The organism is Kitasatospora sp. CMC57, assembly GCF_045866025.2.
Classification (GTDB): domain Bacteria; phylum Actinomycetota; class Actinomycetes; order Streptomycetales; family Streptomycetaceae; genus Kitasatospora.
On the sequence record NZ_AP035881.2, the window covers coordinates 1,005,884 to 1,022,005 of the forward strand.

Below are 16,122 nucleotides of genomic sequence, written 5' to 3' on the forward strand. Positions count from 1 at the left end.
CGCGCGTTGCCGCGCGGGCGGGGACTGGATGGATCTGGTGGGTGGGGCGGGACGCCCCACTACCTCGTTGACCGGACCGCTCAGGCGTCCTGAGTGGTCTCGGCCGGCTTCTCGACCTCGGTGGTCTCGGCCTCGACCTCGGCGGTCTCGTCGACGTCCACCTCATCGGTGTCGTCGTCCTCGTCCGCCTCCGCCTCGAGCGCCGCGTTCTCGGCCTCGAGTGCGGCGTCGTCGGCGTCGTCCAGAGCGTCGTCCGGGCCACCGGTGCGACCCTGACGCTCCGCCTTGCGGGCGTCGGCGATCGCACGGGCCTCGGCCATCGCCTCGGTCTTCTTCTTGTGCGGGCCAAGAACCATGATCATGTTTCGGCCGTCCTGCTTGGCCGAGGACTCCACGAAGCCCAAGTCCTGGACGTCGTTCGCCAGCCGCTGCAGCAGTCGGAAGCCCAGCTCGGGGCGGGACTGCTCACGACCGCGGAACATGATCGTGATCTTGACCTTGTCACCCTGCTTGAGGAACCGGACGACGTGACCCTTCTTGGTGTCATAGTCGTGCGGGTCGATCTTCGGCCGGAGCTTCATCTCCTTGATGACCGTGTGCGCCTGGTTCTTGCGCGCCTCACGGGCCTTCATGGCCGACTCGTACTTGAACTTGCCGTAGTCCATGAGCTTGCACACCGGCGGCCGGGCGGTCGCCGCGACCTCGACCAGGTCGAGGTCGTACTCCTGCGCGAGCTCCAGCGCCTTGGCAAGCGGCACGATGCCGACCTGCTCGCCGCTGGGACCGACGAGTCGCACCTCGGGGACGCGAATCCGGTCGTTGATGCGGGGCTCGGTGCTGATGGGGCCTCCTAGGTTGCACCTTCTGCGATGCGGCCGTCGGAAGGCGGTCGCACGTAGTGGACTCGACCACTGGGCGGGGCTTCATTCGTGCGGCGCTGCCCACTGGCGTACGCACCGCGACACGAAAAAAGCCCCGCTCGGTACACAAGCGGGGCTCCACACAACCGGGGACGGCGCCTTCTCTCGAAGGACGCTGCTCGGCGACTCGCTGGAACCTTGCGGCTCAGGTGTCGCGGACCGGACCCGTCGACCGCGAGGACGATCGGGTGGGAGACTTTCGCGGTTGCCCTCTCGGGCCTCCTGTGAGTGGAGCCTCCACTTGCTGGCCGGGCTACCTTGCGGTCTCCTGGCCGGTCAGTCTCGAAGCATACAGCGTTTCCGCCCGGGGTGGTATTCCGCCCCTCCGAGCCGGTGGCCGGAGGGCCCGCCGCTCCTCTGTACGCTCCCAGGTGTACCCGTTTCCCCTGAGAAGTGAGCCCTCCGTGAGCGACAGCACCTCCAACGACGAGATCGGTTTCGACGACCTCACCCGTGACATCGCCGAGGTCCCGGCGGTCGAGGTGATCACCACCGTGGCGGTGCACCTGATGAGCGCGGCCGCCGTCAAGTGCGGGCTCGCCGAGGGCGGCGAGAAGGACAAGGACCTCGACGAGGCCCGCAAGCTGATCACCGCGCTGGCCGGCCTGGTCACCGCCGGAGCCCCCGAGGTCAGCAACTTCCACGCCGCCCCGCTCCGCGACGGCCTGCGCTCGCTCCAGCTCGCCTTCCGCGAGGCCTCGCTCGTCCCGGACGCCCCGGGCTCGGGGCCGGGCGAGAAGTTCACGGGCCCTGTCTACAGCTGAGTCGGCAGGGGCTCGGGGCCCTGCCGAGGTGCGGCTCCGCCGCGTGGGCGGCGGCCGCCTCGTGACCCGCCGGCCACGTGGCGTCGCCGTTCGCCCCAGCCCCTGGACCCTGAGCGGCTAGGGCCTGTCCGGCGGATCTTGCCGGATCAGCGCGGCGTCGGGCGCCTGTCTGGGCGTGCGCCCGAGTCGGCCTCGTACTGGACGCACTTGGGCGATTCGGGCGTGCGTCCAGACGGGATGATCCGGCGTCGGGCGCACGGCAGGATCCGCCGGACAGGCCCTAACGCAGGAGTGCCAGGTCAAGCCCTCGGTCGAGGCGCACTCGGAGAACGGGGTCAGCCGCCAGAGCCCCTGCCAGCCGTTGCGCGAGCTCCTGCACCGGCGCCCCTTCCGCCACGGCGATGGCGAGGACGGCGTCGGTCTCGGTGCCGGGACGGAGCTCGGAGCGGAGCACGGCCGGCTCGGCCGCGACCAGCGCCGCGACGGCGGCCCGCACCTCGGGGTCCTCGACCGGCGGCAGGTACGGCCGGTTCTCGGCGAGTGCCCGCAGCCGGGCCCCGGCGACCGGGTAGGCGACCGGACCTGCGGGGTCGACCAGCAGGGTGTCGGCGCGCTCGGAGTACGCGACCATCGCGGCCTGCGGCCCGGCCACCGGCGCCGGCCGGGCGTCGGCCCGCCAGCGGGCCAGGCTCTCCAGCGAGGTGAAGGCGGGAAGCGCCCGGCGCCCGTCCGCGGCCTCGATCAGCGGGACGGCCATGTCGCTGGTCTTCTCGTGCCTGAGCCCGGCGGCATCGGTCTCCACCTCACCGAGCAGGGCCACGATCGGGACCATCAGCCGACTGGCCGTCAGCGCGGCCAGCAGCTCCGGCTCGGCGCCGCGGTCGGCTGCCCAGGCGGTCAGGGCGGTGCTCAGGCGCGGATCGGCGGTGCCGTCGTCGTCGGCGAATCCGGGGTTCGGGATGTTCTTCTGGTCCACCGGGTGAGCGTATGCCAACCGGACCGGCCGGTTCTCGGCCAGGACCGCCCACCCCGGCCGAGCCGGCGGGCTGACACCCCTACCCATCGGTACGGGCGTGTGGCAGTCTGCGGCCATGGTCAACCATGCCGTTCCCGGCCTCGCCGCCGACCGAGCCCGCTATGACCGGGCCACCGCGCACCTCGACGCGCCGCTGGCGGTCGTGGACCTGGACGCCTTCGACGCCAACGCCGCGGATCTGGCCCGCCGGGCGAACGGGAAGCCGGTCCGGGTGGCCAGCAAGTCCGTGCGCTGCCGGGCGCTGCTGGAACGGGTGTTGGCGATGGACGGCTTCGCCGGGGTGATGAGCTTCACGCTGGCCGAGTCGATCTGGCTGGCCCGGGAGGGCTTCGAGGACATCCTGCTCGCCTACCCGTCGGCCGACCGGTCCGGCTACGCCGAGCTGACCGGCGACCCCAAGCTGGCCGCCACCGTCACGGTGCTGCTGGACGACCCCGCGCAGCTCGACCTGATCGACGCGGCCCGTACCGGCAGCGAGGAGGTCCGGGTCTGCCTGGAGCTGGACACCTCGCTCCAACTGCTCGGCGGCCGGCTCCGGGTCGGGGCCCGCCGGGCGCCGCTGCGGACCCCCGAGGCACTCGGCGCGTTCGCCGAACTGGTGCAGCAGCGGCCGGGGTTCAGGGTGGTCGGGCTGATGGCGTACGAGGGGCACATCGCGGGCGTCGGCGACCTGATCGCGGGTCGGCCGGTGCGCTCCCGGGTGATCCAGGTGATGCAGACCAAGGCCCGCCGGGAGCTGGCCGTACGGCGGGCGGCCGTGGTGCGGCGGCTGCGCGAGGTGGCCGACCTGGAGTTCGTGAACGGCGGCGGCACCGGCAGCGTGGAGAGCACGGTGGCGGAGCGCGCGGTGACCGAGGTGGCGGCGGGGTCGGGTCTGTATGTGCCCCGGCTGTTCGACAACTACCGTTCGTTCCAAGGGCGTCCGGCCGCGCTGTTCGCCCAGCCGGTGGTCCGCAGGCCGGGGCTCGGCGTGGTCACCGTACTCGGCGGCGGCTACCCCGCCTCGGGCGCGGCCGGTCCTGACCGCTCACCGGTGCCCTACCTGCCGCCCGGTCTGAAGTACGACCCGCAGGAGGGGGCGGGCGAGGTGCAGACCCCGCTGCTCGGCTCGGCGGCGGACGACCTGCGGATCGGCGACCGGGTCTGGTTCCGGCACGCCAAGGCGGGCGAGCTCTGCGAGCGCTTCGCGGCGCTGCACCTGATCCAGGGTGACGCGGTGGTGGACACCGTGCCGACGTACCGGGGCGAGGGGCGGACGTTCCTCTGACAACCGTCCGCCCCCTCAATAGGCTGATGGCCCATCACCAAGGGTTGGGGGCAGGTTCATGGACGCTGAGCTGATGGCTGCGGCGACGGGCGCGCTGGTTCAGGCAATGACGACGGACGCCTGGCGGGCCGTCCGCGGGCAGGTGGCCGCGCTGCTCGGACGGGGCGGCCGGGAGGACGAGGTCACCGCCGAGCTGGAGGTGGTCCGGGAGGAGGCCACCGCGGACGGCGACGAGGTCGCGGCCCTCGCCTGGCTGCGAAGGACGCTGCGGGCCAACCCGGAGTTCGCCGCCGAGCTGCGGGAGCTGCTGCTCGGCTCCGCCGACCTGCCCCAGCAGGGCGCCCGGGTGGTCAACCACATCAGCGGCGGCAGCTTCACCGGCAAGGTGTTCCAGGGCGAGAACATCACCATCGAATCGGTCAACTGACGCACCGGCCCCCGCCCGGTGGGCGGGGGCCGGTCTGCCGGTCCGTCAGGCGCCGGTGCCGCCGCCCTCGCCGGGGCGGCCGGTGAAGGCCTTGACGCTCTCCACGATCCGGTCCATCTCGGTCAGCTTGGGCGCCTTGTCGTCGATGTCGAAGCCCAGGTGCACCGAGGCCAGCGCCTTGCCGTCGGCGGTCGGGAAGACCACGGTCTCCACGTAGCCGTCGTTGCCCTCGGGCGCGTCCACCTTCCAGCGGATCAGGTAGCCGTCCCGGCCGTCGACCGCGATCGGCTCGGACTTCAGCTGCTCGTGCGACTTGATCTTGCCGTACGACTCCTCGGCCGCCGTGGTGATGTCCTGCTCGGCGGCCTGCTTGGCGTCGGTCCCCTTGAGCTGGCCGGTCGCCACACCGCCGAGCGAGCACTCCCCGCTGCCGGAGGCACAGTCGTACGAGCCGATGGTCAGGCCGGCGAAGCCCGCCTTGGTGGTGCCGCCGGTCCAGCCGGTCGGGATCGACAGGCTGATGCGGTTGACCGCGTCCACCGCGAGACCCGGGTTCCGGCTCTTGCCGCCGGGGGTCCCCGGCGCCTTCGAGGCGCCGCCGTCACCCTCGGCGCGGTCACCGCCACCGGGCCTCGCCTCCGGGCGCATCTGATGCGCCGACCGCCGCTCGGACTTGCCGTCCATCGCCAGGTAGGTGACGCCGGAACCGACCAGCAGGCCCACCAGGGCGGCCGCCGCGACCGCCACCAGTACCGGCTTGGCAGGCTTCCGACGGACCGGGACCGGGGCGGTGGCCGCTGCGAACGGGGGCGGCTCCGGGTAGCGGACCGTCGGTCCGTTCTCCAGCACCTCGCCCTCCAGCACCTTCGGCCCCTCGGGGCTGTCGGCCGGGGCCGGCCGGGTGCCGGCCGTCCAGCCCTGGCCGTCCCACCAGCGCTGCGGCCGGGGGTCGGTGCTGGTGTCCTGCGGGTCCGGGTACCACCCGGCGGGAATCTGCTCGCTCACGGCACCGAATCTAAGCGCCGGAAGATAAACGCGGTATCAGTTCGACCCCTGTTCCGGCCGTTTTCCGATGAGATTCCGGTAAGAAACCTGACGGCGACCTGACGTACCCTCGGCGACCGGGCGACCTGACGGCGAATCGGCCGCCGCCACGGGCTCCCACGGTGCAGAATCCCGCCCATGACCAACAGACCCCTGATCGGAGTCAGCACCTACCTCAACGAGGCGACGTGGGGGCCCTGGGACCCCCAACAGGCCGTGCTGCTCCCCGAGCGGTACCCGCAGCAGGTGCAGAGCGCCGGTGGCACCGCCGTCCTGCTGCCGCCGGACGCGCCCGAGACCGCACCCGGCCTGCTGGCCCGGCTCGACGGCCTGGTGATCTCCGGCGGCCCCGACGTCAACCCGGCCCTGTACGGCGCCCTGCCGCACCCGAAGACCCGGGCCACCGCGCCCGAGCGGGACCTCTGGGAGGCCGCGCTGCTGCGGGCCGCACTGGCCGCCGGCCTGCCGCTGCTCGGCGTCTGCCGGGGGATGCAGCTGCTCAACGTGGTCTGCGGGGGCACCCTGGTCCAGCACCTGGAGGACGGCCAGCGCCACCTGCCCAGCGCGCACCGCTACGGCTCCCACCCGGTCCGGCCGCTGCCGGGCACCCGGCTCGCGGAGCTGCTGCCCGAGCCGGAGATCGAGGTCCCGACCGCGCACCACCAGGCGGTCCACGTCCTCGGCGAGGGGCTGGTGGTCAGCGCGCTCGCGGAGGACGGCACCGTCGAGGCGATCGAGGGCACCGGCTTCGTCCTAGGCGTCCAGTGGCACCCGGAGCAGGGGACGGACCTCCGCGTGATGCAGGCCCTGGTCGAGGCGGCGCGGGTACCTGCGGTCGTCTAGGCCCTGGGGCCGGGATGCACCACCCAGGGCTCCGGGGTGGTGCGGCCGGCCGTCAGAACAGCAGGGCTCCGGCCAGGGCGGCGAGCAGGAGGCAGGACACAACCGAGCGGCGGGCGGCCAGGAGCCAGAGCAGGGCCAGGCCCAGGAGGACGTACTGCCAGGGCAGCTGCAGACCGAGGGCGAGGGGGACGGCCGAGCCCGCGATGGCTCCCGTGACGGCGGGGCCGGCCCCGGTCATGAAGTTCTGGACGCGCCGGTCGGCCCGCAGGCGGTCGAAGTGGGAGGCCCCGAGCAGCACGAACAGGAACGACGGGGCGAAGGCGATCAGCGCCGCCAGCAGGCCGCCCGTCAGCCCGGCGGCCGCGTAGCCGACCACGGCAATGGTCTGCACGACCGGTCCTGGGGTGATCTGGCCGAGGGCGACGGCGTTCAGGAACTGACCGTCCGTCATCCAGTGGTACCGCTCGACCGCGTCGTACCGCATCAGCGGGATGATCACGAAGCCGCCGCCGTACGAGAGCGCCCCCACCTTGAGGGCGACCCAGGACAGTGCGCCGAGGCCGCCGGCCGCGGGCAGCGCACCGAGCAGCAGAGGGAGCGTCAACCGCCCTCCCCGGACGGCGACTTCGGCCAGACCGGCGGCCAGCAGCACCAGGACCAGCCAGGGGCCGGCCAGCATCGCGGCGGCCGCGCCGCTCAGCGCGTACCCGGCCCAGCGCGCCCGGCCCGCCCGGGTCGTACCCGCCCTGGTCAGACTGCCGGGCGCCAGGGCGGCGGCGGCCTGGACCGCCACGGCCGGCACCGCCGCCCCGGCTCCGGCGGCTGCGCCGAGCACCCAGGACGGTGGGTCGCCCGCCAGGAAGAGCGCGGCCAGCGCCAGGATCAGGGCGAGGCCGGGCAGGATGAAGCAGGCGCCGCCGACCAGTGCCCCGGCGGCGCCGCGCAGCCGCCAGGCGGTGAAGATCGCCAGCTGGGTGGAGGCCGGTCCCGGCAGCAGGTTGGTGGCGGCGATGCCGTCCTCGAACTCGTCCGGGCGCAGCCAGCCGCGCCGTTCCACGCAGAGCCGCCGGAGCAGCAGGATGTGGGCGGGCGGACCACCGAAGCCGGTGCAGCCGATCCGGCCCCACTCGCGGGCGATGGTGAGCAGCGTGACCCGCTCCTGATGGTCCGACACGTCCGCTCCTTTGTTCACCGATGGCCCGGCGTGACCCTAGCGGAGACGGCCGACCGGTTGATGAACGTCCGGGGAGGCGTAGCGGAGGGTGGCCGACGGGAACGACAACGGTCACCAGTGCAGCCTTTGGATCTTCCTCCGATCTGCGGTTCACTTCCGGTGGGCGGCTACGCCCTGGTTCCTGCGCGTTCGGGGAGAGGATCTCGATGTCGAACGACGAGCACGACCACGACCACGACCACGACGGATCAGGATCAGGATCAGGCGGACACGGTGGCCACGGCGGCCACTCACACGCCATCTCCGCCGACGCCGACCGCAAGTGGCTGCTCAGCGCGCTGACCCTGATCGTGGTGTTCATGGCCGGGGAGGTGATGGTCGGCCTCGCCGCCCGGTCGCTCGCGCTGATCTCGGACGCCGCGCACATGCTGACCGACGCGGCCTCGCTCGTCCTGGCGCTCATCGCGATGCGGCTCTCCCAGCGTCCGGCGCGCGGCGGGTACACGTACGGGCTCAAGCGGGCCGAGATCCTCTCCGCGCAGGCGAACGGGATCACCCTGCTGCTGCTCGCCGCCTGGCTCGCCTACGAGGCGGTCACCCGGCTGTTCGAGCCGCCGGAGGTGACGGGTTCCCTCGTGCTGGTCACCGCGCTGGTCGGGATCGTGGTGAACATCGCGGCGGCCTGGTGCATGTCGAAGGCCAACCGCAGTTCGCTGAACGTCGAGGGTGCCTTCCAGCACGTGCTGACCGACCTGTACGCGTTCATCGCCACTGCGGTGGCCGGTCTGGTGATCGTGACCACCGGCTTCGCCCAGGCGGACGCGATCGCCTCGCTGATCGTGGTGGCGCTGATGCTCAAGGCGGGCACAGGGTTGGTCCGGGACTCCGGACGGATCTTCCTTGAGGCCGCACCGGCCGGAATCGACCCGGACACCGTGGCCGACCGCCTGATCGACTCCTCGCAGGTGGAGGAGATCCACGACCTGCACATCTGGGAGATCACCTCCGGCCAGCCCGCCCTCTCCGCGCACATCCTGGTGGCCCCCGGCGGCGACTGCCACGCCGTCAGGCGCGATCTGCAGCGCACCCTGCGGGACGAGTACCGGATCACCCACGCCACCCTCCAGGTCGACCACGTCGGTGAGGAGCTGGGGCAGGAGCTGCTGGCGATAGGGCGTTCGGCGGTGGAGGCTGGCGAGGCGACAGCGGCGGCCGGGGCGGAGCACTGCGGCGACTCGCACGGTCCGGTGCACCGGAGCGGGCCGCACCGGCACTGAACGCGCCGTGCCACTGAGACTCCGTCAGCCGGGTGCGGCATGATCGGGGCCATGACCGCACCCAGGCTGATGCTGCTCGACTCGGCGAGTCTCTACTTCCGCGCCTACTTCGGCGTGCCGGATTCCGTGAAGTCCCCCGACGGGCAGCCGGTGAACGCCGTGCGCGGCCTGCTGGACTTCATCGCCCGGCTGGTCCAGGACCACCGCCCGGACCAGCTGGTGGCCTGCATGGATGCCGACTGGCGGCCGCAGTGGCGGGTGGACCTGATCCCCACCTACAAGACCCACCGGCTGGCCGTGGCGCCCACGGTCGAGGGCGAGGAGGAGATCCCGGACACCCTGGCGCCGCAGGTCCCCGTGATCGAACAGGTGCTGGACGCGCTCGGCCTGGCCCGGATCGGTGCCCCCGGCTACGAGGCGGACGACGTGATCGGCACCCTGACCGCACGGGCCACCGGCCCGGTGCAGATCGTCACCGGCGACCGTGACCTGTTCCAACTGGTCGACGACGCCCGGGAGATCACCGTGCTGTACCCCGTCAAGGGCGTCGGCCAGGCCCAGGTCATCGACGAGGCCGCCCTGCGCGAGAAGTACGGCGTGACCGGCTCCCAGTACGCCGACATGGCCGCCCTGCGCGGTGACCCGAGCGACGGCCTGCCGGGTGTGAAGGGCATCGGCGAGAAGACCGCCGCCCAGCTCATCCACGAGTACGGCGACCTGGCCGGCATCCGGGCCGCCGCCGCCGACCCGTTCTCCAAGCTCACCCCGGCCCGGCGCAAGAACCTCCTCGGAGGCGCCGCCTACCTGGACGTCGCCCCCACCGTGGTCCGTGTCGCCACCGACGTCGCCCTCCCTGCCTTCGACCCCGCCCTCCCCCGCGAGCCCCTCGACCCAATGACACTGGAAGCCCTCGCCACCCGCTGGGGCCTCGGCACCCCACTCACCCGGCTCCTCGACACCCTCGCCCAGGCCGGCAAGCAGGGCTGAGGGGCCGCTCTCACCGGCCCGCAGCTGCGCCGACGACACCAGGGGAAGACCGCGTGACCATCGAGCTCCGCCACCACACCGACCTCACCGTGCAGGCCCGTCGCGACCTGCTGGCCGTCTACGCGGACGTCCGGGCGCCCCTGCTGCACCTGGCGAACTACGGCGTCGAGGCGTTCGTCCACCGCCTCGACCAGCACCTCGGTGAGCTCGGCTTCGAACTCGTCCTCGGCTACGACGCCGAAGTACCGGTCGGGTACGCCTACGGCACCACCGTCGACGCCACCGACCGGTACTGGACGCGGATGGCCGAACCACTACCGGACGGCTTCACCAACAGCTCCGTGCTGGCCATCAGGGAGATCGGCGTCCGCACCGCCTGGCGCGGCACCGGTACCGCCCGCCTCATCCACGACGAACTCCTCGCCCACCGCCCCGAAGGCCGGGCCACCCTCATGGTCAACCCGCTCGCCGGGGACGGCAAGGTCCAGGCCCTGTACGGGACCTGGGGCTACCGGGCTTTCAACAGCCAGCCTCCCTCGGCCGACTCACCCCGGCTCACCGCCATGGTCCGCTCGCGCTGATTCCGGCGCCCGGTGTCACCGCGCTTCCCCGCCGGTCGAGCCGAAAGCGTCGGCGAGACTGGTCAGGACGGAGCCCGGCCAGCGGCTCTCCCCGAACACGCCGACCGGCAGCGCGAGCACGCCGTACTCGCGCTGGAGCGTCTCCGCCCGGATGCCGACCGGGAAGAAGTAGTTGCCGGGACACGTCCTGCTCGCTGCGGGGACCGCCCCGAGCACCTCGTCCGGCAACTGTTCGAACAGCCGCTCGGCCCGGGCGGCCAGTTCGTCGGTGACCTGCCGGGGCAGGTCACCGTGCTCGGTCAACAGGCGGTCGGCGAGCCTCAGTTGAGTGGGCGTCGGCGGATCGGCCCGGAACGCTTCGGCCAGTTCGGCTTGCGCCGGGCCGAGCAGGACCACGCCGAACGTACGGGGCCACAGCCATCCCTTGGTGACCGAGTGCAGCAGGACCGCGCGGCCGGTGTCGAGTAGTCGCCGCGTGCCGGCGGCGAACGGGGCTCCCAGGTCGTAGACGCTGTCGATCAGCAGCCGGCGGCGCGGGGACTCCACCAACCACGAGACCAGCGCGTCGCATTCGGCATCGGAGAGGTACCGGCCGAGCGGCTTGCTGGGGTTGGCGAGCAGCAGGTACTCGGGCCGGTCGTCCGCCGGCGCTCCGGGGAGGACCGGCGTCGGCAGGGTCGGGTAGGACCCGGGCGCCAGGCCCGCAGCGCGAGCCAGCTCGAAGTAGACCGGGTAGACGTCGCCGGGCAGCCACAACCGCGCCTGCTCGGTGCGCAGCCAGTGGAACACCACACCGAGCCCGTGCCGGACGCCTCGGCAGACCATGGTGTGGCGGGACCACTCCTCCGGCAGCTCGAACCGCCGTAGCCAGGACCGGGCGAGATCGCACCGGTGCACCGTACCCAGGTCGGCCGGCGGTTCCGGGCGCAGCGGAGCGAGGGCCCGGTACACGTTGGTCTCGGCGGCGTCCACCACGGTGGGGAAGGCACTGAGTTGCCGCTGCCGGAAGTCCTGGAACTCGTCGAACCTCATACCGCTGCACCCTCGGGCACGATCTCGCTGGCCCGGTCCTCCAGGGAGGCGTAGCAGCGTCCGTCGGCCATCACGTTCCAGCTGCGTGCGATGCCGTGGGTGCGTTCCCAGAGCGGGCTGGGCTCGGTGTAGGCGGCGATCCGTATCGGCCGGCCGTCCCACCTGCCGTGGTAGACGGGCGCACCCCAGGGCAGGCGGCTCGCCAGTTCGAAGCCGTGCTGCTCGGCGAACCGGGTGACGATCGACAGCGGGACCTGGCGCTCCCGGCTCCATAGGTTGGCGGCGCGGTCGAAGTAGAGCGACTCGGTGCTGGTGGAGACGTAGAGCTCCTTGAAGCAGACCTCCTCGACGCCGAGGGCCGTCGCCCACGAGAGGTAGTCGGCGACGCCGGTCACGTCGGCCACGCCGCCGTGCTGGAGCACGCAGATCAGTCTCATCCGCAGCCCCGGCCAGCGGTCCCGCTCCGCCCGCCAGGTGTCGACCACGGAACTCACCGGCGTGTGCAGCATCATCAGCCGCTCGCTGACGGCCTCGTCCTGGTGGTGCCGGGAGACCGCCAGGACGGTCAGGCCCGCGTCGCTCAGGTCTGCCAGCCGGCCGGCCCGGTCGGCGGGGCCGCCCTTCGCCAGGGTGTGCGCGTTGGTGATCAGGACGACCTTCGAGAAGGCCGCCGAGCAGGCCGCCACCAGCCGCAGCTGCTGATCGAAAGGTATGAGCGTGGGCTCCCCTCCGCCGGTGATCACCGCCCGCTCGGCACCCGCCGCACGGGCCCGCTCCAGCCAGTGGCCCACCGCATCCCACGGGACCCGGGCCGGCGCCTGGTCGCTGGAGATCGAAGCCGCCGAGAAGCAGAATGAGCACCGGGCCTGGCAGGCGGAGGCGACCGGCAGCACCGAGACCGTACGCGGTCGCAGGTCGGCGTAGCGACGCCGCGCCGACTCCTGCAGTTGCAGGGAGGCCGCCATCGCGTCCTCGACGGTGGTCGGGTGCAGCGTCAACTCCTCGCCCGCCTGGCCGACTTCGTGCACGGCTGACAGCCGGATCCGAGCCTGGTGCAGTTCCGTACCGAGGCCGGTCGTCACGTTGGGCACCAACTCGCCGGGGTCCGCCGTGGTTTCCAGCACCAGCAGCCGGTCGCCCGGGATGGCCAGCCGCTCCAGCAGCCGTCCCGCCTTCGCGGTGCCGATCCCCAACTCCGCACGGGTCAGCAGGTGGAACCGGTCGGGATAGGTGCTCTCCGGAATCCCCTGCTTGCCGTAGGCGAAGGCGTACTTGTCGAAGCCCTTCGCGAAGTTCGACAGCACGATGACGTGGAAGCGCTGCTCGCTACGATTCATGCCGTCATCATCCATGAACGGTCCTGCCCTGCCCCGATCGGAAAACCTGTGGACCGGGTGCGGGCCGTGCCACAGAATCAAGACCAACGACCACCCGTAGCTCAGATGCCAGAGCACCGTCCTACAAGGCGGGGGACGCCGGTTCAAGTCCGGCCGGGTGGATCGTGCGGGTGTAGCTCAATTGGCCAGAGCAGCCGTCTCCAAAACGGCAGGCTGGGGGTTCAAGTCCTCCCGCCCGTGCACTACTTGCGGCCCGGTGGCCGCAGACAGGCCCGTCCCGTTTCGGGGCGGGCCTCTCGCTTGTCGGGGTCCGGCGATCCGGCCGTGCGCGAGGTGGCAGCGCCAGGGCCCCGCCCGGAGTCGAATCCGGGCGGGGCCCTGGCGTTGGGGAACGGGAAGATGCGAGAACGAACCCGTCAGCCGACCGAGCTGTACGCGATGATGCCGCGCCGTAGCGCGTCCACCGCCTTCCGTGCGGTGGACCGCAGCTTGGTGTCGTCGCCCGCCGCGTCCTGGATCTGGCCGAGCACGTCGATCAGCTGCTTGGTCCAGCGGACGAAGTCGCCGGCCGGGAGGTCGGCGTCGCGGAGGACCTGGTCGAGGTTGTGACCGAGGGCCCAGCGATAGGCGACCCAGGCGAAGCCGAGGTCGGGTTCGCGCTGGCCGACGCCCTCGGCCGTGTTGATCTTGTGCTGCTCCTCCAGGGCGTCCAGGTGACCCCAGATCCGGATCATCCGGCCGAGCGCCTCCTTGCTCGCGCCCTCGGGCACGCGGGGGGCGGCCGCGTCGTCGGACTGCCGGGACTCGAAGACCAACGCCGAGGCACAGGCCGCGAGTTCGGGTGCGCTGAGCTCGGCCCAGACGCCCTCGCGGATGCACTCCGAAGCGAGCAGGTCGAGTTCGCCGTACAGCCGGCCGAGGCGCTTGCCGTCCTCGGTGACGGTGTCCCCGCTGAGGTAGCCGAGGTCGGTGAGCAGGCCGCAGACCCGGTCGAAGGTGCGGGCGATGGTGTGGGTGCGGGAGCGCATCCGGCGCTCCAGCAGCTCGGTGTCCCGGTGCAGGCGGTGGTAGCGCTCGGACCAGCGGGCGTGGTCCTCGCGCTCGTCGCAGCCGTGGCAGGGGTGCTGCCGCAGCTCCGCGCGCAGCCGGGCGATCTCCGGGTCGTCGGCGGCGGCCGCCCGGCCCTTGCGGAACCGCTCGGGCTCCAGGTGACCGGCCTTGGTGCGCAGCGCCGAGGCCAGGTCCCGCCGGGACTGCGGGCTGCGGGGGTTGAAGGACTTGGGGATCTTCATCCGGTCGACCGCCGTCACCGGGTACGGGAAGTCGATCATCGCGAGCCGCTTGACCTGCCGCTCGGCGGTGAGCACCACCGGGCGCGGGCCGTCCTGGTAGTCCGGGTGACGGACCGTCCGGGGCGAGCGGCTGACCGGCGGCAGGCCGGGGTCGAGCACCAGGGCGAGCCCGGCGAACTTGCCCGTCGGCACGTGGATCACGTCTCCCGGCTTGAGCGCCTCGATCGCCTCGATCGCGGCGGCCCTGCGCTGGCCGGTGCCCTCGCGGGCGAGCTCGTTCTCCCGCTCCTTGAGCGTCCGACGGAGGCCCATGTACTCCTCGAAGTCGCCGAGATGACAGGTCATCGACTCGCGGTAGCCCGCGAGGCCGTCCTCGTTCTTCTGCACCTGGCGGGCGATACCGACCACCGCGCGGTCGGCCTGGAACTGGGCGAACGAGGTCTCCAGCAGCTCGCGCGAGCGGTGCCGCCCGAACTGGCCGACCAGGTTGACCGCCATGTTGTACGAGGGGCGGAACGAGGAGCGCAGCGGGTACGTACGGGTGCCCGCCAGGCCGGCCAGGCCCTCCGGGTCCAGACCGCGCTGCCAGAGCACCACCGCGTGGCCCTCGATGTCGATGCCGCGTCGCCCGGCCCGGCCGGTGAGCTGGGTGTACTCGCCGGGGGTGATGTCGGCGTGGGTCTCGCCGTTCCACTTGACCAGCTTCTCCATCACCACCGAGCGGGCGGGCATGTTGATGCCGAGCGCCAGGGTCTCGGTCGCGAAGACGGCCTTGACCAGCCCCTTCACGAAGAGCTCCTCGACCACCTCCTTGAACCGGGGCAGCATCCCGGCGTGGTGGGCGGCGATGCCGCGCTCCAGCCCGTCGAGCCACTCGAAGTAGCCGAGGACGTGCAGGTCCTCGTCCGGGATGTCGGCGCAGCGCTCCTCGACGATCGAGCGCACCAGGGCGCGGTCGGTGTCGCGGTTCAGCCGCAGCCCCGAGGTCAGGCACTGCTGGACGGCGGCCTCGCAGCCGGCCCGGCTGAAGATGAAGGTGATCGCGGGCAGCAGGCCCTCGGCGTCCAGGCGCTCGATCACGTCGACCCGGCCGGGCGTCCAGACCCGGTTCGGACGCCCGTTGGGCATCGAGCGGCCCCGGCCCCGGCCGAACCGGTCGTCGCGCCCGCCGCGGTCGCCCTCGGAGCGGGCCAGCCGGACCAGCTCGGGGTTGACCGCCTTGGCCGGGTTGCGCGGCGCGTCCTTGGGGCGGCCGTCCCGGTCGGGGTTGGCGAACAGGTCGTACATCCGGTTGCCCGCCATCACGTGCTGCCAGAGCGGCACGGGGCGGTGCTCGGAGACGATCACCTTGGTGCCGCCGCGCACGGTGTCCAGCCAGTCGCCGAACTCCTCGGCGTTGGAGACGGTGGCCGACAGCGAGGCCAGCACCACCGACTCCGGCAGGTGGATGATCACCTCTTCCCAGACCGCGCCGCGGAACCGGTCGGCCAGGTAGTGCACCTCGTCCATCACCACGTAGCCGAGGCCATTCAGCGCGGAGGAGCCCGCGTAGAGCATGTTGCGCAGCACCTCGGTGGTCATCACGACCACCGGGGCGTCACCGTTGACGCTGTTGTCCCCGGTGAGCAGGCCGACCTTGTCGGCGCCGTAGCGCTTCACCAGGTCGCCGAACTTCTGGTTGGAGAGCGCCTTGATCGGCGTGGTGTAGAAGCACTTGCGGCCGGACTGCAGGGCCAGGTGGACGGCGAACTCGCCGACGATGGTCTTGCCGGAGCCGGTCGGAGCGGCGACCAGCACGCCTTCACCGGCCTCCAGGGCGCGGCACGCCTCCAGCTGGAACTCGTCCAGCTCGAAGTCGTACAGCTGCTGGAAGCCGTAGAGCGTGCTCGCCTGCTCCTTGGCCCGGCGGCGAAAGGCCGCGTACGCCTCGGCGGGGCTGAGCTCCTCGGTGCCGGAGGCGCTGGGGGCGCCGAAGGTCTCCGGGTTTTCGGGCATGGCGCTGTTCATCGGCGTCACCTCTTCTTCCCGTGGGACTGCTGGCTGCCGTGCCGGGGACCGGCCGGGCGGGACGGGGGCGCAGACGGCGACGCCTGCGGCTGCGGGGCGCGGACGGCGGTGGCCGGTCCGGGGGCGCAGCGGCT

General features: G+C 72.3%; 14 protein-coding genes and 2 tRNA genes. 9 read left to right on the forward strand and 7 right to left on the reverse strand.

From position 1 onward, the window contains the following. Positions 1-80: 80 nt before the first annotated feature. Positions 81-842 (reverse strand): translation initiation factor IF-3, encoded by a 762-nt coding sequence (gene infC, locus ACKUU6_RS04690; protein ID WP_407992039.1) that lies wholly within the window; start codon positions 840-842, stop codon positions 81-83. A 482-nt stretch (positions 843-1,324) separates the two neighbouring features. Between infC and ACKUU6_RS04695 the strand changes: the two genes are divergently transcribed. Beyond that, positions 1,325-1,684, forward strand: a complete 360-nt coding sequence (locus ACKUU6_RS04695) for a DUF1844 domain-containing protein (RefSeq protein WP_407987154.1) — start codon at positions 1,325-1,327, stop codon at positions 1,682-1,684. Between the two features lie 280 nt (positions 1,685-1,964). Here the strand turns inward: ACKUU6_RS04695 and ACKUU6_RS04700 are convergent, their stop codons facing one another. Next, the gene (locus ACKUU6_RS04700; RefSeq protein ID WP_407987155.1) at positions 1,965-2,660 is read right to left on the reverse strand and encodes an SseB family protein; all 696 of its coding nucleotides are present in this window, start codon (positions 2,658-2,660) and stop codon (positions 1,965-1,967) included. A 115-nt stretch (positions 2,661-2,775) separates the two neighbouring features. On the opposite strand from ACKUU6_RS04700, the gene ACKUU6_RS04705 reads away from it, so the two are divergent. Both ACKUU6_RS04705 and ACKUU6_RS04710 read left to right on the forward strand, forming a co-directional pair. Further along, on the forward strand, positions 2,776-3,987 hold the full coding sequence (locus ACKUU6_RS04705; protein ID WP_407987156.1) for an amino acid deaminase/aldolase: 1,212 nt from the start codon (positions 2,776-2,778) through the stop codon (positions 3,985-3,987). Between the two features lie 73 nt (positions 3,988-4,060). Next, positions 4,061-4,414, forward strand: a complete 354-nt coding sequence (locus tag ACKUU6_RS04710; RefSeq protein WP_407987157.1) for a hypothetical protein — start codon at positions 4,061-4,063, stop codon at positions 4,412-4,414. A 45-nt stretch (positions 4,415-4,459) separates the two neighbouring features. Here ACKUU6_RS04710 and ACKUU6_RS04715 read toward each other — a convergent pair whose 3' ends face one another. Then, positions 4,460-5,419, reverse strand: a complete 960-nt coding sequence (locus tag ACKUU6_RS04715; RefSeq protein WP_407987158.1) for a DUF2510 domain-containing protein — start codon at positions 5,417-5,419, stop codon at positions 4,460-4,462. 177 nt (positions 5,420-5,596) lie between these two features. Here ACKUU6_RS04715 and ACKUU6_RS04720 point away from each other — a divergent pair, with 177 nt between their 5' ends. Then, entirely contained in the window at positions 5,597-6,301 is a 705-nt protein-coding gene (locus tag ACKUU6_RS04720; protein WP_407987159.1) for a gamma-glutamyl-gamma-aminobutyrate hydrolase family protein, read from the forward strand. Between the two features lie 52 nt (positions 6,302-6,353). Here the strand turns inward: ACKUU6_RS04720 and chrA are convergent, their stop codons facing one another. Then, positions 6,354-7,475, reverse strand: a complete 1,122-nt coding sequence (chrA, locus tag ACKUU6_RS04725; protein ID WP_407987160.1) for a chromate efflux transporter — start codon at positions 7,473-7,475, stop codon at positions 6,354-6,356. Positions 7,476-7,681: 206 nt separating this feature from the next. Here chrA and ACKUU6_RS04730 point away from each other — a divergent pair, with 206 nt between their 5' ends. From ACKUU6_RS04730 to ACKUU6_RS04740, 3 genes are read left to right on the forward strand one after another with little or no spacing between them, the layout of a single operon-like run. Beyond that, positions 7,682-8,752 (forward strand): cation diffusion facilitator family transporter, encoded by a 1,071-nt coding sequence (locus tag ACKUU6_RS04730; RefSeq protein ID WP_407987161.1) that lies wholly within the window; start codon positions 7,682-7,684, stop codon positions 8,750-8,752. A 51-nt stretch (positions 8,753-8,803) separates the two neighbouring features. After that, positions 8,804-9,739: a 5'-3' exonuclease gene (locus tag ACKUU6_RS04735; protein WP_407987162.1), complete on the forward strand. Its 936-nt coding sequence runs from the start codon at positions 8,804-8,806 to the stop codon at positions 9,737-9,739. 53 nt (positions 9,740-9,792) lie between these two features. Beyond that, positions 9,793-10,320: a GNAT family N-acetyltransferase gene (locus ACKUU6_RS04740; protein WP_407987163.1), complete on the forward strand. Its 528-nt coding sequence runs from the start codon at positions 9,793-9,795 to the stop codon at positions 10,318-10,320. Between the two features lie 15 nt (positions 10,321-10,335). On the opposite strand, the gene ACKUU6_RS04745 is transcribed toward ACKUU6_RS04740, so the two are convergent. Together ACKUU6_RS04745 and ACKUU6_RS04750 are read right to left on the reverse strand one after the other, a co-directional pair. Then, on the reverse strand, positions 10,336-11,352 hold the full coding sequence (locus tag ACKUU6_RS04745; RefSeq protein WP_407987164.1) for an aminotransferase class I/II-fold pyridoxal phosphate-dependent enzyme: 1,017 nt from the start codon (positions 11,350-11,352) through the stop codon (positions 10,336-10,338). Next, positions 11,349-12,689, reverse strand: coding sequence for a radical SAM protein (locus ACKUU6_RS04750; RefSeq protein WP_407987165.1), 1,341 nt, complete (start codon positions 12,687-12,689; stop codon positions 11,349-11,351). The genes ACKUU6_RS04745 and ACKUU6_RS04750 overlap by 4 nt, the downstream gene beginning before the upstream one ends. A 90-nt stretch (positions 12,690-12,779) precedes the next feature. Between ACKUU6_RS04750 and ACKUU6_RS04755 the strand changes: the two genes are divergently transcribed. Both ACKUU6_RS04755 and ACKUU6_RS04760 read left to right on the forward strand, forming a co-directional pair. Beyond that, positions 12,780-12,851, forward strand: a tRNA-OTHER gene (locus tag ACKUU6_RS04755). 4 nt (positions 12,852-12,855) lie between these two features. After that, a tRNA-Trp gene (locus ACKUU6_RS04760) sits at positions 12,856-12,929 on the forward strand. A gap of 176 nt (positions 12,930-13,105) precedes the next feature. On the opposite strand, the gene ACKUU6_RS04765 is transcribed toward ACKUU6_RS04760, so the two are convergent. Continuing rightward, complete coding sequence (locus ACKUU6_RS04765) at positions 13,106-15,988, reverse strand: DEAD/DEAH box helicase (protein WP_407987166.1); 2,883 nt, start codon at positions 15,986-15,988, stop codon at positions 13,106-13,108. Between the last annotated feature and the right edge of the window lie 134 nt (positions 15,989-16,122).